The organism is Stenotrophomonas sp. PI_27, assembly GCF_027854495.1.
GTDB lineage: Bacteria > Pseudomonadota > Gammaproteobacteria > Xanthomonadales > Xanthomonadaceae > Stenotrophomonas > Stenotrophomonas pavanii.
Genome location: NZ_JAJNOF010000007.1, coordinates 181021 through 203459, shown reverse-complemented (window position 1 = coordinate 203459; position 22439 = coordinate 181021). Strand labels below are relative to the sequence as shown.

Below are 22439 nucleotides of genomic sequence, written 5' to 3'. Positions count from 1 at the left end.
GTCGAATCCACGCGTTTGAATTTCAGGAAATGTCTTGCGTCAGCGCGTCAAGACCACGATCAACGCACCACACACGCATGATGTCCACACGGTCCGGTCGATCGAGGTAATAAACGAGGTAGCGTTCGAAGCCCGGAACCAGCATGAAGCGCAACGGCAACGGCACCGGCAGCTGTGCTGCGAGGTCGGCGTGCCGGGTGGAACCCGAGCCAGGAAACACCGCGATGCGCTGAAGCGTGGCTTCCAACTCGGCGAGAAAGCGCCGACCCAGTACCAGCCCACCCTGCCGTGCGAACCACAGCGCGGCATCGGCTGCGTCGGCTTCGGCCTTGGGCCGCCATTCAATCGCCTTCACGCTCCATCCTTTCGGTCAGTTCGCGACGCATGCGCTCGAATGTGTCGGCCGTCACCGGGACGCCAGGCCCAGAAGCCAGCCCCTCGGCTATCAACTGCTTGAGCAGCTCTTCCGCCTTGCTGCGCTGGCGCTGGCGGATCAGGTCACGCACGTAGTCCGACGTACTGGAGTAGCCGCCTTCACGCACTTCCTCGTCCACGAACTGCTTGAGCGGGTCGGTCAGCGAAATGTTCATGGTGGCCATGAGACTCTCCATTGGCAGTTTTTGCCAAGTCAGTGTGCGCCCTGCCCGGGTGTCGGACAAGCCCGCCCCCGGCCTCCGGGGGCAGGCATTCAGGCCGGTATCACGCCACCCTGGCGCCTTCCAGGAAGTCCTGGGCGAAGCGCTGCAGCACGCCACCGGCTTCGTAGATCGCCACTTCCTCGTCGCTGTCCAGGCGGCAAGTGACCGGCACGATCACGTCCTGACCGTCGCGGCGGTGGATGACCAGGGTCAGGTCGGCGCGCGGGGTGCGCTCGCCGATCACGTCGAAGGTCTCGGTACCGTCGATGCCCAGGGTCAGGCGGGTGGTGCCCGGCTTGAACTCCAGCGGCAGCACGCCCATGCCGATCAGGTTGGTGCGGTGGATGCGTTCGAAGCCTTCGGCCACGATCGCTTCCACACCGGCCAGGCGCACGCCCTTGGCAGCCCAGTCACGCGAGCTGCCCTGGCCGTAGTCGGCACCGGCGATGATGATCAGCGGCTGCTTGCGGTCCATGTAGGTCTCGATCGCTTCCCACATGCGCATCACCTTGCCTTCCGGCTCCACCCGCGCCAGCGAGCCCTGCTTCACGCTGCCGTCGTCGTTGCGCACCATCTCGTTGAACAGCTTGGGGTTGGCGAAGGTGGCGCGCTGCGCGGTCAGGTGGTCGCCACGGTGGGTCGCGTAGGAGTTGAAGTCCTCTTCCGGCAGGCCCATCTTCGCCAGGTATTCACCGGCCGCACTGGATGCCAGGATCGCGTTGGACGGCGACAGGTGGTCGGTGGTGATGTTGTCCGGCAGCACTGCCAGCGCGCGCATGCCCGACAGCGAGCGCTCCCCGGCCAGCGCGCCTTCCCAGTAGGGCGGGCGGCGGATGTAGGTGCTCTGCGGGCGCCAGTCGTACAGCGGGCTGACCGCCGCACCATGCTCCACGCGCACGTTGAACATCGGGTTGTACACCTTGCGGAACTGCTCCGGCTTCACCGCGGTCTTCACCACTGCGTCGATCTCGGCGTCGCTCGGCCAGATGTCCTTCAGGCGCACCTCATTGCCGTCGGCGTCCACGCCCAGCACGTCCTTCTCGATGTCGAAACGCACGGTGCCGGCGATGGCATAGGCGATCACCAGCGGCGGCGACGCCAGGAAGGCCTGCTTCGCATACGGGTGGATGCGGCCGTCGAAATTACGGTTGCCCGACAGCACGGCCGTGGAATACAGGTCACGGTCGATGATCTCCTGCTGGATCGCCGGATCCAGCGCGCCACTCATGCCGTTGCAGGTGGTGCAGGCGAACGCCACGATGCCGAAGCCGAGCTTCTCCAGGTCGGGCAACAGGCCGGCTTCCTCCAGGTACAGCTGCACCGCCTTCGAGCCCGGCGCCAGCGACGACTTCACCCACGGCTTGCGCAGCAGGCCACGTTCATTGGCCTTGCGTGCCAGCAGGCCGGCGGCGATCACGTTGCGCGGGTTGGAAGTGTTGGTGCAGCTGGTGATGGCGGCGATGATCACCGCGCCATCCGGCATCAGGCCCTGGGCCTGCTCGGCCTTGCCCGCTGCCAGCTTGGCTTCGTCGGCGATGCCGCGCTCGGCCAGCTCGGCGGTGGCCACGCGCTTGTGCGGATTCGAGGGGCCGGCCATGTTGCGCACCACGCTGGACAGGTCGAAGCGCAGCACGCGCTCGTACTGCGCGGTGGCCAGCGCGTCGGCCCACAGGCCGGTGGTGCGCGCGTAATTCTCGACCAGCGCCACCTGCGACTCCTCGCGGCCGGTCAAGCGCAGGTAATCGAGGGTCTGCCCATCGATATAGAACATCGCGGCGGTGGCGCCGTATTCGGGGCACATGTTGGAGATGGTGGCGCGGTCACCGATGGTCAGTGCCGACGCTCCCTCGCCGAAGAACTCAAGATACGCACCGACCACGCGTTGCTTGCGCAGGAATTCGGTCAGCGCCAGCACCACGTCGGTGGCGGTGATGCCCGGCTGCGGCCTGCCCGTCAGCTCGACGCCGACGATATCCGGCAGGCGCATCCACGACGCGCGGCCGAGCATCACGTTCTCCGCTTCCAGGCCGCCAACACCGATCGCGATCACGCCCAGCGCGTCCACGTGCGGGGTGTGGCTGTCGGTGCCCACGCAGGTATCCGGGAAGGCCACGCCGTCCTGCACGTAGATCACCGGCGACATCTTCTCCAGGTTGATCTGGTGCATGATGCCGTTGCCCGGCGGAATCACGTCCACGTTCTGGAACGCCTGCTTGGTCCAGTCGATGAAGTGGAAACGGTCTTCGTTGCGGCGATCCTCGATGGCGCGGTTCTTCTCGAACGCCTGCGGATCGTAGCCACCGCACTCCACCGCCAGCGAGTGATCGACGATCAACTGCACCGGCACCACCGGATTGACCTTGGCCGGGTCGCCGCCCTTGTCGGCGATCGCATCACGCAGGCCGGCCAGGTCCACCAGCGCGGTCTGGCCGAGGATGTCGTGGCACACCACGCGTGCGGGGAACCACGGGAAGTCGAGGTCGCGACGGCGCTCGATCAGCTGCTTCAGCGAATCGCCAAGCGTGGCCGGATCGCAGCGGCGCACCAGGTTCTCGGCCAGCACGCGCGAGGTGTACGGCAGGGTGGCGTAGGCGCCGGGCTGGATCGCATCGACCGCGGCGCGCGCGTCGAAATAATCCAGCGCGCTGCCGGGGAGGTTCTTGCGGTAATCGGTATTCATGGGCTGGCGGAGTACTTGGGGCGGGCCGGGTGCCGGCGGAGCGGCGGCGAGAGCATCCGGCCGGCACGCGGCCGGCCGGATGGGGACAGCAGGAGGATCAGACGCGCTTGTCGATGGCGACGAAGTCGCGGTCTTCCGGGCCGATGTAGTTGGCGCTCGGGCGGATGATCTTGCCGTCGATGCGCTGCTCGATGATGTGCGCGCTCCAGCCGGCGGTGCGCGCGATCACGAACAGCGGGGTGAACATCGCGGTCGGCACGCCCATCATGTGGTAGCTGACCGCACTGAACCAGTCCAGGTTCGGGAACATCTTCTTGATGTCCCACATCACCGATTCCAGGCGCTCGGCGATGTCGTACATCTTCATGCTCGACTGTTCTTCGGACAGCTCGCGGGCCACGTCCTTGATCACCTTGTTGCGCGGATCGGAGACGGTATAGACCGGGTGGCCGAAACCGATCACCACTTCCTTGCGCTCGACGCGCGCCTTGATGTCTTCCTCGGCCTCATCCGGGTTGTCGTAGCGCTTCTGCACTTCGAACGCCACTTCGTTGGCGCCGCCATGCTTCGGGCCACGCAGCGCCCCGATGCCACCGCAGATCGCGCTGTACATGTCGCTGCCGGTACCGGCGATGACACGGCAGGTGAACGTCGAGGCGTTGAACTCGTGCTCGGCGTACAGGATCAGCGAGGTGTGCATCGCCTTCACCCACGAATCCTGCGGCTTTTCGCCATGCAGCAGGTGCAGGAAGTGGCCGCCGATCGAATCATCGTCGGTTTCCACGTCGATGGCGCGGCCGTTGTGGCTCCAGTGGTACCAGTACAGCAGCATCGAACCGAGGCAGGCCATCAGCTTGTCGGCGATGTCACGCGCGCCCGGGTGGTTGTGGTCGTCCTTCTCCGGTGCCACGCAGCCGAGCACGGACACGCCGGTGCGCATCACGTCCATCGGATGCGCCGACGGCGGCAGCTCTTCCAGCGCGGCCTTCACCGCGGCGGGGATGCCACGCAGCGACTTCAGCTTGGCCTTGTACGAAACCAGCTCGGCGCGGGTCGGCAGCTTGCCGTGCACCAGCAGGTAGGCGATTTCCTCGAACTCGCTGGTGTTGGCCAGGTCCAGAATGTCATAGCCGCGGTAGTGCAGGTCGTTGCCGCTGCGGCCCACGCTGCACAGCGCGGTGTTGCCGGCCGCGGTGCCGGACAGGGCGACGGACTTCTTCGGCTTGAAGGTCGGGGTTGCGGTCGTATCGTTCATGTTTCCCTCCGAAACTTGATGGTGCAGGGTACTGCTTATTTCTTGGCGGCGAACAGCGCATCGAGCTGCTGCTCGAAGGCGTGGTAGCCGATGCGGTCGTACAGCTCTTCGCGGGTCTGCATGGTCTCCACCACGTTGCGCTGGTGGCCATCGCGGCGCACTGCCTGGTAGACGTTCTCGGCCGCCTTGTTGGCCGCGCGGAACGCCGACAGCGGGAACAGCTGGATGGCGACGCCGGCCGAGGCCAGTTCATCGCGGCTGAACAGCGGGGTGGCACCGAATTCGGTGATGTTGGCCAGCACCGGCACCTTCACCGCGTCCACGAAGCGGCGGTAGGTGTCCAGATCGTAGGCGGCCTCGGCGAAGATGCCGTCGGCACCGGCCTCGACGCAGGCGATGGCGCGCTCGATCGCCTTGTCCACGCCGTCCACCTGGATGGCATCGGTACGCGCGATCAGGAAGAAGTCCGGATCGGTCTTGGCATCGGCAGCGGCCTTCACACGGTCGACCATTTCACCCTGCGAGACGATCTCCTTGCCCGGACGGTGACCGCAACGCTTGGCACCGACCTGGTCCTCGATGTGGCAGGCGGCCGCACCGGCCTTGATCAGCGACTTCACGGTGCGCGCGATGTTGAACGCGCTCGGGCCAAAGCCGGTATCGATGTCGACCATCAACGGCAGGTCGCAGACATCGGTGATGCGGCGCACGTCCACCAGCACGTCTTCCAGCGTATTGATGCCCAGGTCCGGCAGGCCCAGCGAGCCTGCCGCAACCCCGCCACCGGACAGGTAGATGGCGCGGAATCCGGCGCGCTTGGCCAGCAGGGCATGGTTGGCGTTGATGGCGCCGATCACCTGCAGCGGCGATTCGGCAGCCAGCGCCTCACGGAAGCGGGCACCGGCAGAGAAAGGGGCGGAAGCGGTCATGCGGCAATCCAGGTTGAAGTCCGGAAACGAGGGCGCAAGCACCGTGCCAAGCTGCAAGCTCTTGATTTCACGGGCGTGACGGGTCGACCAAAGTGAAACATATGAAACATTGAAACGGATGTATCATGAAACATTCCGACCGATGGCTGCCGCCATGTACCTGCCCCGCTCGCCCCTGCGCCACGCCGATGCCGACCCCGGCCGCCCGGTCATCTGGACCGTCAGCGTTTCGCGCCTGACCGGCCTGCTCGGCGACGTCATTCCTGAGTTCGACCGTCGCGCGCGCATCGAGCAGATCAACCTCGGCTTCGAGGAAGCGGTGGCCGTGATCGGCCAACGCCTGCGCCGGGAACACTGCGACGTGGTCATCGCCGGCGGCTCCAATGCGGCGTGGCTGCGTGGTCGGCTGGAGCTGCCGCTGGTGCCGATCCAGGCCAACGGCTTCGACCTGATGGAAGCGCTGGCGCGCGCGCGACGGATCGCCAGCCGCATCGGCCTGGTCACCCACGCCAGCGACGTACCGGTGTTCAGCAACTTCCAGCAGAGTTTTGGCCTGGAGATCGAGCACCGTCGCTTCGTCACCCGCGAGGACGCACGCGATTGCATTGCCGACCTGCGTGCCAACGGCATCGAAGTGATCGTCGGCACCGGCATGGCCATCGACCATGCCGAGCAGGCCGGCCTGCCCGGCGTGCTGCTGTACTCGGCCGATTCGGTACGGCAGGCGTTCGAACACGCCCTCGAACTGACCCAGGCCCTGGCTCGCTCCACGGGAAGCCGGCCGCCCCTGCGCCGGCGCCCGGCAGTGCGCAGCGACGCGCATGAACTGCTCGGCGACAGCGACGCGATGGCACAGGTGCGTGCGCAGATCGCGCTCTACGCGCCGCATGACAGCACCGTGCTGGTCAGCGGCGAAACCGGCACCGGCAAGGAACTGGTGGCGCGCCAGCTGCATGCGGCCAGTGGCCGTCGTGGACGCTTCGTGGCGCTGAACTGCGGCGCGATCAGTGAGTCGCTGCTGGAAGCCGAACTGTTCGGCTACAGCGACGGCGCCTTCACCGGCGCGCGTCGCGGCGGCCGCGTCGGCCTGGTCGAAGCGGCCGACGGCGGCACCCTGTTCCTGGATGAAATCGGCGAGCTGCCGCTACCGCTGCAGACCCGCCTGCTGCGGGTGCTGGAGGAACGGGAGGTGCTGCGCGTCGGCGCCACCGAACCGACCCCGGTCGACCTGCGCGTGGTGGCCGCCACTCTGCAGTCACTGGAGCAGCGCGCGGCGACCGGCAGCTTCCGTCGCGACCTGTACTACCGGCTGGCCGCGCTGCGCATCACCCTGCCCGCACTGCGCGCGCGACGTGGTGACATCCCGTTGCTGGCACAGCACTTCTTCCGCCAGCTGCGTGGCATCGACGCGCCATTGGATGAGGAGGCACTGGCGGTACTGAGCGCGGCCGAGTGGCGGGGAAACGTGCGCGAACTGCGCAATCTGGTCGATCGGCTGCGCATCCACTGGCAGCCCGGTGAAGGGCTGATCGATGCGGCGCGGCTGCTGCAGCTGGCACCCGAGCTGGTGCATGAAGGTGTCGCGGCGTTGCCGGTGGAAAGCAACGGCAAGCGGCCACCGCGTGCGCAGCTGGAAGCACTGCTGCGGGAACACCGGCATGATCGCGAGGGCATGGCGCAGGCGCTGGGGGTGTCCCGCACCACGCTGTGGCGCTGGCTGCGCGCAGAAGGCCTGTAAAGCCGAGCCCATGCTCGGCTGATGTTCGCGCGAAAGCAGCCGGGCATGGCCCGGCTCTACAACCGCCGCCCGTCAGCGAGAAGCAGCTCGATGTCCTCCACCTGCACCACCGGTACCTGCCACGGATGATGCGGCACGATGCCCTGCTCGAAGATGCGCTGCAGCCGCTGCGGATCGCGCGGCAGGCAGAATTCCAGGCGCACGCTGTCGACCACTTCGGTGCGACCCGCTTCACCCTGCACGGGCGACGCCCCCATGCGTGGACGGAACTGCTCGAATCCGGGCGCCGACCACCACATGCCATGCTCGTAGTCGCCGGCCGCGAGCGCATCCACCGCGAGGATGCCCTGCTTCACTGCGTCCAGCGCGGCCGATGGAACAAACACCACCACGCGGTACAGCGCCACGCGATTCACGCCGATGGCTCCAGCGGCATGCGGAAATAGACCACCCGTTCGGTTTCTTCGAAGCCGCAGGCCCGATGCGCGGCGTGAGCCTGCACGTCTTCCACGCGACTGTCCGAAGCCAGTTCGCGGCAGCCCGCATCGCGCGTCCACGCCCGTACCGCCGCCAGCAGGGCGCGGCCCACGCCGCAGCCTTGCCACTGCGGCTGCACGTACCAGCCCTCCAGAAAGCCCACCGGCGAGGAATCGGTGCCGTTCACGTAGTCATGGCGCAGGCGCACTTCGGCGAAGCCGATCGCCTGGCCACCCGCTGCACACGCCAGGAAAACCGCTCCTGCGTCCTCGGCCAGCGCCGCCACCAGCGTCTCCAGCGGATCATCGGCATCGGGCCACAGGCCCAGACGCAGCTGCGCCCACGCGACCGCATCGGCCGCCGTGGCCGGGCGGATCGTGGCCGCGCTGCCGGTCACGGGTACAGCAGGCGCTTGCTCCAGCGCCCTTCCGCACCGGCTTCATAGCACCAGCGCTCGTGCAGGCGGAACTGCGCGCCGTACCAGAACTCGATGCGGTCGGGCACCACGCGCAGGCCGCTCCAGCCTTCCGGGCGCGGCACGTCCTTGCCTTCGAAGCGCACTTCGACCTCGGCCACGCGCGCGTCGAACTCCTCGCGGGTTGCCAGCGTCTTCGACTGCTGCGAGGCCCAGGCGCCGATCTGGCTCATGCGCGGGCGGCTGGCGAAATAGGCGTCGGCCTCGGCGTCGGCGACCTGCTCGACACGACCCTCGATGCGCACCTGGATGCCGGCCTCGCGCAGGCTGCGCCACAGGAACAGCAGCGCGGCCTGCGGATTGGACCGCAGCTCACGGCCCTTGTGGCTGTCCAGGTGCGTGTAGAAGACGAAGCCGCGCTCGTCGAAGGCCTTCAGCAGCACGGTGCGCGCCGACGGGCGTCCCTGCGCATCTGCAGTCGCCACGGTCATCGCGTTGGGCTCGACCTCGCGGCTCTGTTTGGCCTCCTCGAACAGGCGGGCAAACGTGGACAGGGCTTCGGCGTACAGGTCGCTCATGATGGCGTTGTTCTCACACGGTTTGGGCTATTGTGGCTGCATGGCCGCTGCTGCGTATATGCCCCAGGTGAAAGGATTCCCCGAAACATTGGCCGAACAGGCGCTGGACGATGCACTGTCCAGCGGTGCAGCGGTTCCAGTATTGGCGATCAGCGGCCTGCAGGGGAGCGGCAAATCGACGCTGGCCGCACAGGTGGTCGCACGCGCCCGGGCCCGCGGCCTGTGCGCGGCCAGCCTCTCGATCGACGATGTCTACCTGACCCGTGCGCAGCGCCAGCGCCTGGCGCGCCAGGTGCATCCGCTGCTGATGACCCGCGGCCCACCCGGTACCCATGACCTGACGCTGGCGCACAGCGTGCTGGACGCCGTGGCAGCGCGCCGCCCCCTGGCGATGCCGCGCTTTGACAAGCTGGCCGATGAACGCTTGGCCGAGGCGCAATGGCCGCACTTGGACACGCCACTGGACCTGCTGGTGTTCGAGGGATGGTTCCTCGGTACGCCCGCGCAGGATGACGCTGCACTGGATGCCCCGTTGAACGCGCTGGAACGCGAAGCCGACAGCGACGGCCGCTGGCGCCGCTGGTGCAACCAGGCGCTGGCCCGCGACTACCCCGCGCTGTGGCAGCGTTGCGACCGCCTGTGGTTCCTGCAACCGCCGGATTTCGCGGTGGTACCGCGCTGGCGCTGGCAGCAGGAGCAGAACCTGCAGGCCGCGCAGCCGGGCCGGCACGGCATGAGCCGGCCGCAGCTGGAGCGTTTCGTGCAGTACTACGAGCGGATCAGCCGGCAGGCACTGCGCACGCTTCCCACGCTTGCCGACCACGTCGTGGTCCTGGACGGCCAGCGGCAGGTGCAGGCCGTGCGCTGAGCGCGGCTATTCCACCAGGAAGGTCACCCGCAGGTTGACCCGCCATTCGGTGATCTCGCCGCTGCCGTTGGTGACCACCTTGGTCTCGTTCACCCAGGCGCCCTGGATGCCCTTGACCGTCTCGGAAACCTTCTTCAGTCCGCTGCGCACCGCGTCCTCCACGCTCTTCGGCGAGGAGGCGGTGATCTCGATGACCTTGGCGACCGTCATGACCTGTGCTCCGGTTGGCGCGGGAACCCCCGCAGGAATGCCCACCCTGACGTGAAGAACGTAAAGGCCAGGGCACGGAGGTGTTAGCATCAGAGGGCATGAATCCTGCTCCGAACCTGATCCTGATCGGCCCGATGGGCGCCGGCAAAACCTGCATCGGCCGCCGCCTGGCCGAGCGCTTCACGCTGGACTTCGTCGATGTCGACCAGGCCATCGTCGAGGCTGCCGGCGCCGGCATCCCGACCATTTTCGAGCATGCCGGCGAAGCCGGTTTCCGCCACCATGAACGCCAGGCCCTGGCCCGCGTGCTGGAAGGCCGCGGCCAGCTGGTCTCCACCGGCGGTGGCGCGGTGCTGGATCCGGACAACCGTGCACTGATCGCCCAGCGTGGCTTCGTGGTCTACCTGCGGGTCAGCGTGGCCGCGCAGCTGGAACGCCTCGCCCGCGACAAGGGCCGGCCGCTGCTGCAGCGCCCGGACCGCGAGCAGGTGCTGCACGATCTGGCCGCGCACCGCGACCCGCTGTACCGCGAACTGGCCGACCTCACCCTCGATACCGACCCGTACACCGCTGCCGACGCGACCGCCCAGCTGGTGGTCAAGCTGGCCACGCAATGGCAGCGCCAGGACCTGAACGCATGACTTCTCCCGCCCTGCTGCAGGTCGCCGTTGGCGGCGACCGGCCCTACTCCATCACCATCGGCGCAGGCGCGCAGGCCGACGGCGCCGCGCTGGCCGCGCAAGTGCGCGGCCGCCATGTGCTGCTGCTCAGCGACAGCGAAGTGGCCCCGCGTTATCTGGCGCCGGTGAAGCAGGCGCTGCTGGCCGCGCGCCCCGACCTGATCGTCGGCGAGCATGTCCTCGCCGCGGGCGAAGCGTCCAAGACCCTGGCCGAATTCGGCCGCGCGATCGAAGCGCTGGCTGCGCTCGGCGCCACCCGCGATGCCTGCGTGTTCGCGCTCGGCGGCGGCGTGGTCGGTGATCTCGCCGGGTTTGCCGCGGCCTGCTGGATGCGCGGCGTCGACTGCGTGCAGCTGCCCACCACCCTGCTGGCGATGGTCGATTCGTCAGTCGGTGGCAAGACCGCGGTCGACATTCCGGCGGGCAAGAACCTGGTCGGTGCGTTCCATCCGCCGCGCGCGGTCATCGCCGATACCCGCGTGCTGGCCACCCTGCCGCCGCGCGAGCTGCGTGCGGGCCTGGCCGAAGTGGTCAAGTACGGCGCGCTGGGTGATGCCGTGTTCTTCGAATGGCTGCAGCAGCATGCCGATGCGCTGCTGGCCGGCGAGGATGCCACGCTGGCCGAAGCCATCGCGCGCAGCTGCCGGCACAAGGCCGCCATCGTCGAGCGCGATCCGTTCGAGAAGGGCGAACGTGCCCTGCTCAACCTCGGCCACACCTTCGGCCATGCCATCGAAACCGAGCAGGGCTACTCCGCGCCCGGCCGCGATGCGCTGAACCATGGCGAGGCGGTGGCGGTGGGCATGGTGCTGGCGGCGAAACTGTCCACCGACCTGGGCCTGGCCGACGATGCCGACCGCGTGCGCCTGCAGGCGTTGCTGGAACGCCTGGGCCTGCCCGTGGCGATCCCGGACGGGCTCGACCCGCAGGCCCTGCTCGGCCGCATGCGCCTGGACAAGAAGAACGTGGCCGGCCGCCTGCGCCTGGTGCTGTGGCGCGGCATGGGGCGTGCCGAAGTGGTGCCGGACGTGGATGAGGCGGCGGTGCTGAAGGTGCTGTCGGCCCGGTAGAGCCGGGATGCGCGGGGGGATTGCCGGCCAGCGGCCGGCACTACCGGGATGCGGGGCAGCATTGCCGGCCAGCGGCCGGCACGACCGCGTTGCGGCCGGGGTCACCCTGGCCCCGCTACAATCGGCCCATGCACGTCTACCTGCAACATCCCGACGCCGGTGCGCAGGCACCGCGCTTCCTGCGCCTGAGCCTGCAGCCGGACCTGTTCGGCGGCTGGGAGCTGCTGCGCGAGAGCGGCCGCGTCGGCAGCCGCTCGCAGTTGCGGCGCGAACTGTTCCTGCACGCTGACGACGCCCGCCACGCCTTCGAGAAGGCCCGCGATGCCGAACTGCATCGCGGTTTCCAGATTCTCTCGCACGGCGACTGACGCCGCTGCCAACTTTCGCCCAAGGAATGCCCATCGTGACCAGCCCTCTCCGCAACGATCGCCTGCTGCGCGCCCTGCGCCGCGAACCGGTGGACTGCACCCCTGTCTGGCTGATGCGCCAGGCCGGCCGCTACCTGCCGGAGTACCGCGCGACCCGGGCCAAGGCCGGCAGCTTCCTGGCCATGGCCAAGACCCCGGAGATTGCCTGCGAAGTCACCCTGCAGCCGCTGCGCCGCTTCCCGCTGGATGCAGCCATCCTGTTCTCGGACATCCTCACCATTCCCGATGCGATGGGCCTGGAGCTGTACTTCGTCGAAGGCGAAGGCCCGAAGTTCCGGCACCCGGTGCGTGACGAAGCCGCCATCGCCCGGCTGGCGGTGCCGGACATGGAACAGGACCTGGGCTACGTGATGGATGCGGTGCGCCTGATCCGCCGCGAACTGGACGGCCAGGTGCCGCTGATCGGCTTCTCCGGCAGCCCGTGGACACTGGCCTGCTACATGGTGGAAGGCGGTGGCAGCAAGGACTTTGCGCGCATCAAGGCCATGGCACTGAACCACCCGCAGGCCCTGCACCGGCTGCTGGAGGTCACCACCGACGCCGTGATCGCCTACCTCGGCGCGCAGCGCGCGGCCGGTGCACAGGCGCTGCAGGTGTTCGACACCTGGGGTGGCGTGCTGTCACCGTCGATGTACCGCGAGTTCTCGCTGCGCTACCTGCAGCGCATCGCCGAGGGGCTGGAGCGCGGCGAAGGCAGCGAGCGCACGCCGCTGATCCTGTTCGGCAAAGGCACCGGCCTGCACCTGGAAGCGCTGTCGCACACCGGTGCCGATGCGCTGGGCCTGGACTGGACGCTGGACCTGGACGAGGCACTGCGCCGCACCGGTGGCCGCGTCGCCCTGCAGGGCAACCTCGACCCGACCACGCTGTACGCCTCGCCGGATGCGATCGCCGCGGCCGCCGCACGCGTGCTCGACACCTATGCCGCCGGCAACGGCGGCTCGCGCGAGGGCCATGTGTTCAACCTTGGCCACGGCATGTCGCCGGACATGGACCCGGCACACGTACAGGTGCTGGTCGACGCGGTGCACGCGCACAGCCAGCGCTGAGCATTCCGCAGGCCATCACGGCGCGACCTTGATCGCGCCGTGACCCGCGTTGCGCGATCATGGCGGCCCCCACGCTGCACCGGCCGCACGCCATGCCTACATCGTCATCGACCTACAACCGCCACCGCCCCCTGCTGTGGCTGGTGTCCCTGGCGATCTTCATGCAGATGCTGGACTCGACCATCGTCAACACGGCGCTGCCGGCGATGGCGGCCAGCTTGGGCGAGAGCCCGCTGCAGATGCAGTCGGTGGTGTTCAGCTACGCGCTGGCGGTGGCCACCTTCATTCCCGCCTCCGGCTGGATCGCCGACCGCTACGGCACCCGCCGCACGTTCCTGGTGGCGATCATTCTGTTCACGCTCGGCTCGCTTGCGTGCGCACTGGCCCAGCACCTGCACCAGCTGGTCGGGGCGCGCGTGCTGCAGGGCATCGGCGGCGCGATGCTGCTTCCCGTGGGCCGCCTGGCAGTGATGCGTTCGGTGCCACGCGAGGATTTCCTGCGCGCGATGAGCTTCATCGCCATCCCCGCGCTGGTTGGCCCCCTGATCGGCCCCACGCTGGGCGGCTGGCTGGTCGAGATCGCCTCATGGCACTGGGTGTTCCTGATCAACCTGCCGATCGGCGTGATCGGTTTCATCGCTGCGATGAAGATAATGCCCGACCACTACGCCAGCCATCGCACCCGCTTCGACCTGCGTGGCTACATCATGCTGGCCTTCGCGATGGTGGTGCTGTCGCTGGCGCTGGACGGCATCTCCGGCCTGGGTACACCACATGCGCTGGTGATGCTGATGACCGTGGCCGGCCTGGCTGCGCTGGTGGGTTACTGGCTGCACGCCGCCAACTCCACCGCGCCGCTGTTTTCGCTGGCTTTGTTCCGTGTGCCCAGCTACCGCATCGGCATCCTGGGCAACCTGTTCTCGCGCATCGGCAGCAGTGCCATGCCGATGTTGATCCCGTTGCTGCTGCAGGTCGGTCTCGGCCTGGGCCCGATGAACGCCGGCCTGATGATGGTGCCGGTGGCGGCGGCCGGCATGGTGTCGAAGAAGCTGGCGGTGAAGCTGGTCGAGCGCTATGGCTACCGCCGCGTGCTGATGGTCAACACCGTGCTGGTGGGCTTGGCGATGGCCAGCTTCATCCTGATGACACCGGGCCAGCACCTGGCCTGGCGCCTGCTGCAACTGGCCTTCTTCGGTGCGGTCAATTCGCTGCAGTTCACCGTGATGAACACCGTGACCCTGCGCGATCTGGACCGCGAATTCGCCAGCTCCGGCAACAGCCTGCTGTCGATGGTGATGATGCTGGCCGCCGGTTTCGGTGCCGCAGCCGCCGGCAGCCTGCTGGCCGCGTTCGGCAATCACCTGGACAGCAGCAGCGCCACCGCAGCACTGCACGCGACATTCCTGTGCGTCGGCGCGATCACCCTGACCTCGACGATGATCTTCTGGCAGCTGCCCGACACCAAGCCCGAACCGCGGCAGGTCGAGCACGTCGCGGAGTGAAGGGTTCGGCAGGGCCTGCGGCCCTGCACCCGCGGTAGTGCCGGCCGCTGGCCGGCAACAACAACAGCGAGCATTCCGTGGGTTGGCGGGGCGGTGTGGGCTTGCAGCACACGCCGTAAACCCCGCTCCGCGGTCCGGCCCAGCCGCTGGCGGCTGGGCGTTCGGGTGCTCGCGAAGCAGTGCTTCGCAAGCAAAGCGCCCTCATCCCTGGGGGCTCGATGGCGCCATCCATGGCGCCAACGGTCCTGCAAGCCCACACCGCCCCGCCTCTGACAGGTTCACGCGGCCGTGGGTAACAGCGACTGTTGGAACGCGCGGTTGTTGGTAGGTGTCGACCTTAGTCGACACATCTGTCAGATCTCGAATTCCAGATTGGGGTCAGAGCCCGTTGCACAGCAACGGGATCCGACCCCGTGCTCCGACAGATCGCGGAAAACTGTCGAAGGCGGGGTGGGTCCGGTTGCGGGAGTGTCCGCGGCATGGATGCCGCGGCCAAGCCCCCATGGATGGGTTTACGGCGTCTCCCGCAACCGGATCCACCCCGCCATCCCACAGGAAGCCAGCTTTTGCTTCTGCTGTTGCTGTTGCTGTTCCTCCGGCTTGCAGCAGGTGCAGGGCCGCAGGCCCTGCCAAACTCCCTACCTGCCCATCACCCTGGCAATCGCGTCCACCAGCAGCTCGCCGGTCACCGGCTTGCGCAGGAAGCCACCGATGCCGACCGCTTCCACCTGCTGCTGCAGGTCCGGGTCGGTCCGTGCGGTCACCGCCAGCAACGGCAGCATGTAGCCCTGGTTGCGCAGGTGCTGGGCCAGCTCGAAACCGCTCAGGCCCGGCAGGTCCAGGTCCAGCAGGCCGACGTCGAAATCGCCCGCACTGATCTCGCGCAGCGCCGCCAGCGCATGGCCGGCGTGCACCACCTCGTGGCCACGCGCGCTCAGCAGTCCGCGCACCACATCGGCCACGGTGGCATCGTCTTCGACCAGCAGCACCCGCAGTGGCGGCACGTTGGCCGCCTCGTCGCGATGCCCGTCGGCGGCGCCCTCGGCATCACTGTCCACCACCAGTGGCAATGGCAGGGTCACGCCGAAACAGGTGCCCCGGCCCAGCTGGCTCTCCACCTGGATGCGCCCCTGCATCGCATGCGCCAGCTCGCGGCAGATGGCCAGGCCGAGGCCGCTGCCGCCGTACTGCGCGGCAGTACGTGCACCGTCGGCCTGCTCGAAGCGGCGGAACAGGCGCTGCTGCTGTTCCTGGCTGATGCCGGGGCCGGTGTCACGCACTTCGAAGTGCAGTGCGCGCAGTTCGCCATCGCAGCGCGCGTGCAGGGTGATGGTGCCACGGCTGGTGAACTTCACCGCGTTCGACAGCAGGTTGAGCAGGATCTGCCGCACGCGCATGGCATCGCCGGTGGCCTGCAGCCCCGGCGGCAGCTGGTTGTCGAGGGTGAAGCGCAGGCCCTTCTGCGCGGCCAGCGGGCCCATCAGGGCCGCCAGGTCGTGCAGCAGGCCGTTCAACGCAAAGGTCTTCGACTGCAGCTCCAGGCGGCCGGACTCGATCCGCGCCAGGTCCAGCGCATCGTTGACCAGGTGCAGCAGGTGCTCGCCGGCATGCCGGATCGACTGTGTGTAGCCGCGCTGCTGCGGGTCCAGTGGCGACGCCAGCAACAGCTCGCTCATGCCCAGCACACCGGTCATCGGCGTACGGATCTCATGGCCCAGATTGGCCAGGAAACGGGTCTTGGCCGCTGAAGCCTGCTCGGCCAGTTCCTGCTTGTGCAGCGCCAGCTGGTAGGCGTGGCGCCGCTGCAGGCGGCGACGGTACAACCAGGCGAACCAGCTGGTCAGCAGCAGCCCGACCGACGCCAGCACCAGCAGGCCGGACAGGCTGCGCCACCACGGCGGCTGCACGCGGAATTCCAGGCTCTGCACCCGCGACCACACGTGGTCGGCCGACCGGGCCTGCACTTCCAGCCGGTAGCTGCCCGGCGCCAGGCGCGAGAACAGGCGCTCACCGGCCGGGCCGACTTCGACCCAATCGGGGTCGTAACCGGCCAGGCGGTAGCGGTAGGTATTGGACGCCGAGTCGGCAAAGGACAGCAGCCGCGCGACGATGCGCAGGTCGCGGTCGCCGTCGGCGATCTGCAACGGCGCATCGTGGGTCATGTCCAGCACCTGCTCGTTGCGGCGCACCTCCACCCGCTCGATCACCAGCGGGGCCCGACGCACCGAGGGCCGCACCTGCTCCGGGTCGAACACCACCGCACCTGCCGCCGTTCCGGCCACCAGATGGCCGTCGCCCGCCGCAATCAAGGTGTGGTCGCGGAATTCCTGGCTCGGCAGGCCGTCGTGCACGCCATACAGGCGCACGCTCTGCCCATCGGCACTGACACGCACCAGGCCGCGTGCGCTGGTCGCCCACGCCACGCCCTGGGCATCCACCACCAGGCCGGTCGCGGAGATTGCCGGATAGCCCTGCTCGGCCCCCACCACCGCCTGTCGTTCCAGGCGCCCCTGGCTCCAGCGGTAACGCGACAAGCGGCCATCCTCGGACAGCCAGACCTGGCCATCCCGGCCCACGTGCAGCGCGTGGATGGCGGTCGCCGGCGCACCCGGCACCGGCTGGAAGCGTTCGCTTTCCGGCAGCCACTGCAACAGGCCGCGACTGCTGGCCAGCCAGATGTGGTCCTGCGGTCCGCATTCCACGTCGAGGTTGAGCTGGCCCTGCTGCAGCCCGCGCTGGCCATTGTCCAGCTGGCGCCGCAGGTGTCCGTCAAGGTCGCGCTGCTGCAGGCCGGCGGGCAGCATCAGCCAGAGGCTGTCGCCGTCACAGGTCATCATCGATTCGATGACCCCCTCCATCGCCGCATCAGCACCGGCATCACGACCCCAGCGACGCAGCTCGCGACGCTGCGGGTCATAGCGCACCAGTGCGTCGTTCGATCCAATCCACACCTGCCCGCGCCGGTCTTCCCTCACCGAGGTCAGCCAGTGCATGCCGTTGACCCAGGTGCGGTGCTGCTCGATCCGGCCCGTCTTCGGATCGAAGCGATCCAGCGCACCGTGGCTGCCCACCGTCCATACGCCGCCGTTGCTGGACGGGCTGGTGCCCAGCACCAGTGCATTGCGCAGCGAGGTGGGGTCGTCCTCCAGGCGCGACAGCACCGAGAACTGCCACCAGCGCGGCAACAGGTGCCACAGGCCGGCGTTGGTGCTGGCCAGCCAGATGCCGCCTTCCCGATCCTCATAGGCACCGGTCCAGTTCGGCCGTACCGGGCCGCGTGCGATGACGCTGTACAGCGGCACGGTCTGGTACTGGCCATCCACCGCACGTCCCAACCCGGTGCGCGTGTCCAGCCAGTGCCCACCCTGCTCGTCGCGCAGCATCATGCCCAGCACCTGCTCGCCCGGTGGCAGCTTCCACGGCGGTGCCTCGAAGCGGCCGTCCGGGCGGCGCACGGTGGCCCCGGCCATCGTGCTGATCCACAGGCTGCCGTCCGGCTCGGTGGTCAGGCCGTTGATCAGCAGGCTGGGAATGATGTCCGTACCAACGCGCTCGAAGTCGGTCCCGGTCCAGCGCGCCACGCCATGCTTGGTGCCGATCCACAGGCTGCCATCAGGCAGCGTGGCCAGGTAGGGCACCGACGACGACGGCAGGCTGCGCGGATTGTTCGGCTCGGGCAGGAAGCGCTGCAGGCGGTCCTGGCTGTCCAGGCGGTACAGGCCGCCCTCGTGGGTGCCGAACCAAATCGAGCCGTCGGGCGTGCTGGCCAGGCTCCAGACCGTGTTGGTGCCCATCAGCGGCTGGCTGCTGCGGTCGTAGAAGTGCAGCTGCCTGCGGTCGGCCGACATGCGTACCAGGCCTGCGTTCTCGGTGCCTATCCACAACTGGTTGCGGGCATCGACCAGCACCGTCCAGATGCGGTTGTCACGCAGCCCGTCCTCGGAACGCCACACCCGGTAGGTACGCCCGTCGTAGCGGGCCAGGCCATCGTTGGTGGCGATCCACAGGTAGCCGTAGCGATCCTCGGCCATGCGGTTGACGGTATTGGACGGCAGGCCGTCGAACACCGTCACCTGCCGTGGGCTGGGCGGCACCGGCTGTGCCGCAACGGGCAACGCGCAGCACAGCAGGACCAGCAGCAGCATCGCCGCCCGCAGATACACCACCGATTGCCTCCTCACGCTGGTCCTGATGATTCCCGCGCCGCGGGCGTCGGCATGGTAAACCGAAAGTCGCACCGTTCACGCCCGGCGCCGGCGCGGTCACGCAGTCGCCTGTCGCTTCGCACGCGCCTGGGCGATGGCCGCCACCAGCAGGTCGCCGGTCACCGGCTTGCGCAGGAAGCCATCGAAGCCAGCCGCCAGCACCTGGGTTTCGGCATAGGCATCGGAACGGGCGGTCACCGCCACAAGGGGCAGGTCATAGCCCATCGTGCGCAGCTGGCGGGCGATGGCCGTACCATCCAGCGCGGGCAGATCGAGATCGAGCAGGCCCACGTCGAAGCCGTCGGTGGCGATCTCCGACAACGCGCCCAGGCCGTGCAGCACGTGCACCACCGTATGTCCGCGCACGCGCAACAGGCCGGCGATGACCTCGGCCACCGTGGCATCGTCCTCCACCAGCAGGATGCGCAACGGTGGCAGTACCGGCAGCACTGCCGCCTCGCCCGCCGGGCTGACAGCCTGCCGCGTCCAGGGCAATGGCAGGCGAACGCGGAAGCGCGCGCCCCTGCCGGGCTGGCTGACCACATCGATACGCCCGCCCATCGCCACCGCCAGCTCCTGGCAGATCGCCAGCCCCAACCCACTGCCCCCGTAGCGCGAGGCAGTGCGCGGGCCGTCAGCCTGCTCGAAGCGATGGAACAGGCGCTGCTGCTGCTCGGCATTGATGCCCGGGCCGCTGTCATGCACTTCAAAGCACAGCCCGCCCTTTTCTTCCAGGCGGACGGCCAGGCCGACGTGGCCACGTTCGGTGAACTTGATGGCGTTGCCGAGCAGGTTCAGCAGGATCTGGCGCACCCGCATCTCGTCGCCACTGACCGTGATCGGCCCGGGCGGGTCCTCGCCGCGCCGGAATTCCAACTGGCGCTGCTGCGCCATCGGCTGCATCAGGCCCTGCACCTGGTCGAGCAGCTCCCCGAGGTCGAACGGGCGCAGGTCCAGTTCCAGCCGCCCGGCTTCGATGCGGGCCAGGTCCAGCGCATCATTGACCAGCCGCAGCAGGTGGCTGCCGGCCTGCTGGATCGAGCCGGCATAGCTGCGCTGCACCGGATCCAGCGGGGTGGCCAGCAGCAGTTCGCTCATGCCCAGCACGCCGGTCATCGGCGTGCGCACTTCGTGGCCCAGCGTGGCCAGGAAACGGCTCTTGGCCTGCGAGGCCTGTTCGGCCAGCTGTTGCTTGTGCACCGTCAACTGCCACTGCTGGCGACGCCGCAGCCGCGCCCGGATCGACCAGACCAGGATCACCAGCAGCAACGACCCCAGCAGGATGTAGCCGAAGATCGCCATGCCGCTTCGCCACCACGGCGGCAGCACCTTCACCTGCAACTGCTGCGAAGGCGTCCACGCGCCCCGGGCAGTCGCGGCCTGTACCTCGATGAGGTAGCTGCCGGTCGGCAGCCGCGACAGGGTGCGCTGGCCATCACCGCCCTGCTCCACCCAGTCCTGGTCGTAGCCCTGCACGCGGAACCGGTAGCGGTTGCCCTGCGGGCTGGCGTAGGACAGCAGCCGCGCATCGATCTGCAGGTCGCGGTCATCCGGCCCCAGCAGCAGGGTGCCGGTGAGCGGCAACGGCTGCCAGCCGCGGGCGTCGTCGCGGCGCACCCGCACTTCGGCGATCACCAGCGATGACGCCGGCAGCACGGTGTCGTCGGCGTTCACATCGAAGGCAACCAAACCGGTCTGGGTCACCGCCAGCACGCGACCATCGGCGTTCACCGCCGGTGGCCGGCCCGTGAACTCCGCGTCGGACAGGCCGTCGCGCTCGTTGAACTGCTGCAAGCGCCGCGTCTTCGGATCCCAGCGCAGCAGGCCGCGCGGCGTGGTCGCCCACAACTGGCCGTTGGCGGCCAGGGCCAGCCCCCCCATGGTCAGCGGTGGCACGCCGGCGCCGCCGTCGATGCGCTGGATCAGGCGCAGGCTCATGCCGTCCCACTGGTAGCGCTCGAAAGCGCCTTGGCGCGCCAGCCACAACTGCTGCGGATCGATCCACACCAGGTCGTAGATCGGCCCCCGCGATACGCCCGGCACCGCCTCGAAGCGTCCGGCCTGCTCACGCCAGATGCCCATGTCACCCATCACCCACGGCCGGCCGTGGGCGTCGAAGCGGATCTGCTCGATCGGCGCATCGGCGGTACCGCGGAAATACTCCAGCGGATAGCGGTGCAGCAGCCGGCCCTCTGCACTACGCTGCTGCAGTTCCAGGCCCATCACCGACACCCACACCGTACCGTCAGGGGCCTCGCGCATCAGATCGATGCGCTGGCGCAGGTCGGCACTGCCGTCGATCCGCAGGTCACGCAATGCACCGGAGGCCGGATCGTAGAGGGTGATGCGGCCGCCGCGCCCGAGCCACAGGCGACCGTCCGGGCGCGGCAGCACCGACCACACCACGCCGTTGCCCAGCTGCCGATCGGTGGCCAGCAGGCGCAGCGTGCCCTGCGCATCCAACTGGTAAACCCCGCGCGCCGAGCCGACGTAGTAATTCTTCCCGTCGCTGGCCGCACTCAACAGGTACTGGCTGTCCAACGGCTTGCCGTCGAGCTGGTTCCAGATCGAGAAGCGCCGCCAGTCCGGTGGCAGATAGGCCAGGCCCTGGGTCAGCAGGGCCACCCACAACCCACCCTCGTGATCCTGCAGCAGATCCAGCACACCGCTGTGCGCGGTCAGGAAGCCACTGCCGCGGTCGCCCTCCAGCCGGCGCAGCGCGGCCGCGTCGCCCCGCAACAGGCCATCGGATGTGCCGGCCCAGTAGCCCCCCTGGCGATCGGCCAGCACCAGCGCCGAGCGCAGCTGGGCACTGTCGGCCCATCGCGGGCGACTGACCCGATCCTGCGCATCGATACGGTACAGCCCGTCGTTCTGGCTGCCGACCCAGATCGAACCGTCCGCATCACGGCTCAACCGCAGCACGCTCAGCGTTCCCAGCTGCGACGCGGCCACCGGCTCGAATCCGCTGCCATTCCATCGCGCCACACCGGCTTCGGTGCCCACCCACAGGCGCCCCTGCGCATCGACCAGGCTGGTGAAAATGCTGTTGCTGGGCAGCCCATCCGGGTGCGCTGGATCATGGGTGTAGAGGCGCACGCTGCCGTCTTCGCCCAGGCGGCAGACGCCGTGGTTGTTGGTGCCGATCCACAATGCGTCGTCGACATAGGCCAGTGCCCAGAACTGCCCCTGGCAGGTGGCATTGACCTTGTCGAAGGTCCGGAAGCGCTCGCGGTCGGCATCCAGGCGGGCCACGCCCTTGCCGTTGATGCCCACCCAGACGCGGTCCAGCGGATCGATCAGCAGGGTCTCGATTTCGTTTCCCGGCAGCGCGCCCGGCTGTTCCGGGTCGTGCTCCCAGACCCGCAGGCTGTTGCCATCGTAGCGCGCGAGCCCGCCATCGGTGGCGGCCCAGATATGGCCCTGCCGGTCCTCGGCCAACGCCACCACCATGCGCGACGGCAAGCCTTCGGCGGCACCGAAGCGGCGCAGGCGCGGTGTTTCTGCGATATCCAGGGTCGCAGCCGCCGTGGCCAACGCCATCAGCAGCAGTCCCATACCCGCGATGCCACGGCACCACCGGCGCCAGCCGCTCGTCATCCTGAACCCCCTGTCCTGGCCCGATTGTCACACAGGGCCGCGTTCATGGCTGCAACAGCCTGTTTCCCATGGAGGTGCCACCACGAACTGTTGCAGCCATGTACGCAACGTTGTCGG

The 22439-nt window shown here is 68.4% G+C and carries 18 protein-coding genes; 7 read left to right on the top strand and 11 right to left on the bottom strand.

What is annotated here, in order from left to right; genetic code table 11:
• Positions 1-22: 22 nt before the first annotated feature.
• The 5 genes from LRM18_RS11675 to prpB form a co-directional block, all read right to left on the bottom strand.
• Complete coding sequence (locus LRM18_RS11675; RefSeq protein ID WP_057493471.1) at positions 23-355, bottom strand: type II toxin-antitoxin system RelE/ParE family toxin; 333 nt, start codon at positions 353-355, stop codon at positions 23-25.
• The gene (locus LRM18_RS11670) at positions 342-599 is read right to left on the bottom strand and encodes a type II toxin-antitoxin system ParD family antitoxin (RefSeq protein ID WP_019338677.1); all 258 of its coding nucleotides are present in this window, start codon (positions 597-599) and stop codon (positions 342-344) included. Before LRM18_RS11670 ends, LRM18_RS11675 begins: the two co-directional genes overlap by 14 nt.
• Positions 600-699: 100 nt before the next feature.
• Entirely contained in the window at positions 700-3318 is a 2619-nt protein-coding gene (gene acnD, locus LRM18_RS11665) for a Fe/S-dependent 2-methylisocitrate dehydratase AcnD (RefSeq protein WP_103282554.1), read from the bottom strand.
• Between the two features lie 97 nt (positions 3319-3415).
• Positions 3416-4573: a 2-methylcitrate synthase gene (gene prpC / locus LRM18_RS11660; protein WP_005418357.1), complete on the bottom strand. Its 1158-nt coding sequence runs from the start codon at positions 4571-4573 to the stop codon at positions 3416-3418.
• Between the two features lie 35 nt (positions 4574-4608).
• Entirely contained in the window at positions 4609-5502 is an 894-nt protein-coding gene (gene prpB / locus LRM18_RS11655; protein WP_005418360.1) for a methylisocitrate lyase, read from the bottom strand.
• Between the two features lie 154 nt (positions 5503-5656).
• Between prpB and prpR the strand changes: the two genes are divergently transcribed.
• Positions 5657-7240: a propionate catabolism operon regulatory protein PrpR gene (prpR, locus tag LRM18_RS11650; RefSeq protein WP_270954617.1), complete on the top strand. Its 1584-nt coding sequence runs from the start codon at positions 5657-5659 to the stop codon at positions 7238-7240.
• 56 nt (positions 7241-7296) lie between these two features.
• On the opposite strand, the gene LRM18_RS11645 is transcribed toward prpR, so the two are convergent.
• From LRM18_RS11645 to pdxH, 3 genes are read right to left on the bottom strand one after another with little or no spacing between them, the layout of a single operon-like run.
• Positions 7297-7656, bottom strand: coding sequence for a hypothetical protein (locus LRM18_RS11645; protein ID WP_197640855.1), 360 nt, complete (start codon positions 7654-7656; stop codon positions 7297-7299).
• Entirely contained in the window at positions 7653-8114 is a 462-nt protein-coding gene (gene aac(6')-Iak / locus LRM18_RS11640; RefSeq protein WP_049468785.1) for an aminoglycoside N-acetyltransferase AAC(6')-Iak, read from the bottom strand. The genes LRM18_RS11645 and aac(6')-Iak overlap by 4 nt, the downstream gene beginning before the upstream one ends.
• Complete coding sequence (pdxH, locus tag LRM18_RS11635) at positions 8111-8710, bottom strand: pyridoxamine 5'-phosphate oxidase (protein ID WP_154331043.1); 600 nt, start codon at positions 8708-8710, stop codon at positions 8111-8113. Before pdxH ends, aac(6')-Iak begins: the two co-directional genes overlap by 4 nt.
• A gap of 40 nt (positions 8711-8750) precedes the next feature.
• Here pdxH and LRM18_RS11630 point away from each other — a divergent pair, with 40 nt between their 5' ends.
• Positions 8751-9578 (top strand): kinase, encoded by an 828-nt coding sequence (locus LRM18_RS11630; RefSeq protein WP_270954612.1) that lies wholly within the window; start codon positions 8751-8753, stop codon positions 9576-9578.
• A gap of 6 nt (positions 9579-9584) precedes the next feature.
• Here the strand turns inward: LRM18_RS11630 and LRM18_RS11625 are convergent, their stop codons facing one another.
• A complete protein-coding gene (locus LRM18_RS11625; RefSeq protein ID WP_005410663.1) occupies positions 9585-9788 on the bottom strand; it encodes a dodecin family protein in 204 nt (67 codons plus the stop codon).
• A 98-nt stretch (positions 9789-9886) separates the two neighbouring features.
• Here LRM18_RS11625 and LRM18_RS11620 point away from each other — a divergent pair, with 98 nt between their 5' ends.
• The 5 genes from LRM18_RS11620 to mdtD all read left to right on the top strand — a co-directional run bounded on the left by LRM18_RS11620 (position 9887) and on the right by mdtD (position 14517).
• On the top strand, positions 9887-10429 hold the full coding sequence (locus LRM18_RS11620; RefSeq protein ID WP_049468779.1) for a shikimate kinase: 543 nt from the start codon (positions 9887-9889) through the stop codon (positions 10427-10429).
• A complete protein-coding gene (gene aroB / locus LRM18_RS11615; RefSeq protein ID WP_270954603.1) occupies positions 10426-11538 on the top strand; it encodes a 3-dehydroquinate synthase in 1113 nt (370 codons plus the stop codon). Before LRM18_RS11620 ends, aroB begins: the two co-directional genes overlap by 4 nt.
• Positions 11539-11666: 128 nt before the next feature.
• A complete protein-coding gene (locus LRM18_RS11610; protein ID WP_270954601.1) occupies positions 11667-11906 on the top strand; it encodes a WGR domain-containing protein in 240 nt (79 codons plus the stop codon).
• A gap of 26 nt (positions 11907-11932) precedes the next feature.
• Positions 11933-13015 (top strand): uroporphyrinogen decarboxylase, encoded by a 1083-nt coding sequence (gene hemE, locus LRM18_RS11605; protein WP_064239016.1) that lies wholly within the window; start codon positions 11933-11935, stop codon positions 13013-13015.
• Positions 13016-13107: 92 nt separating this feature from the next.
• Positions 13108-14517, top strand: a complete 1410-nt coding sequence (gene mdtD / locus LRM18_RS11600; RefSeq protein ID WP_270954599.1) for a multidrug transporter subunit MdtD — start codon at positions 13108-13110, stop codon at positions 14515-14517.
• A gap of 638 nt (positions 14518-15155) precedes the next feature.
• Here the strand turns inward: mdtD and LRM18_RS11595 are convergent.
• Both LRM18_RS11595 and LRM18_RS11590 read right to left on the bottom strand, forming a co-directional pair.
• Positions 15156-18683, bottom strand: coding sequence for a hybrid sensor histidine kinase/response regulator (locus LRM18_RS11595; RefSeq protein WP_057493478.1), 3528 nt, complete (start codon positions 18681-18683; stop codon positions 15156-15158).
• Positions 18684-18779: 96 nt separating this feature from the next.
• A complete protein-coding gene (locus LRM18_RS11590; protein WP_049465678.1) occupies positions 18780-22322 on the bottom strand; it encodes an ATP-binding protein in 3543 nt (1180 codons plus the stop codon).
• Positions 22323-22439: the final 117 nt, after the last annotated feature.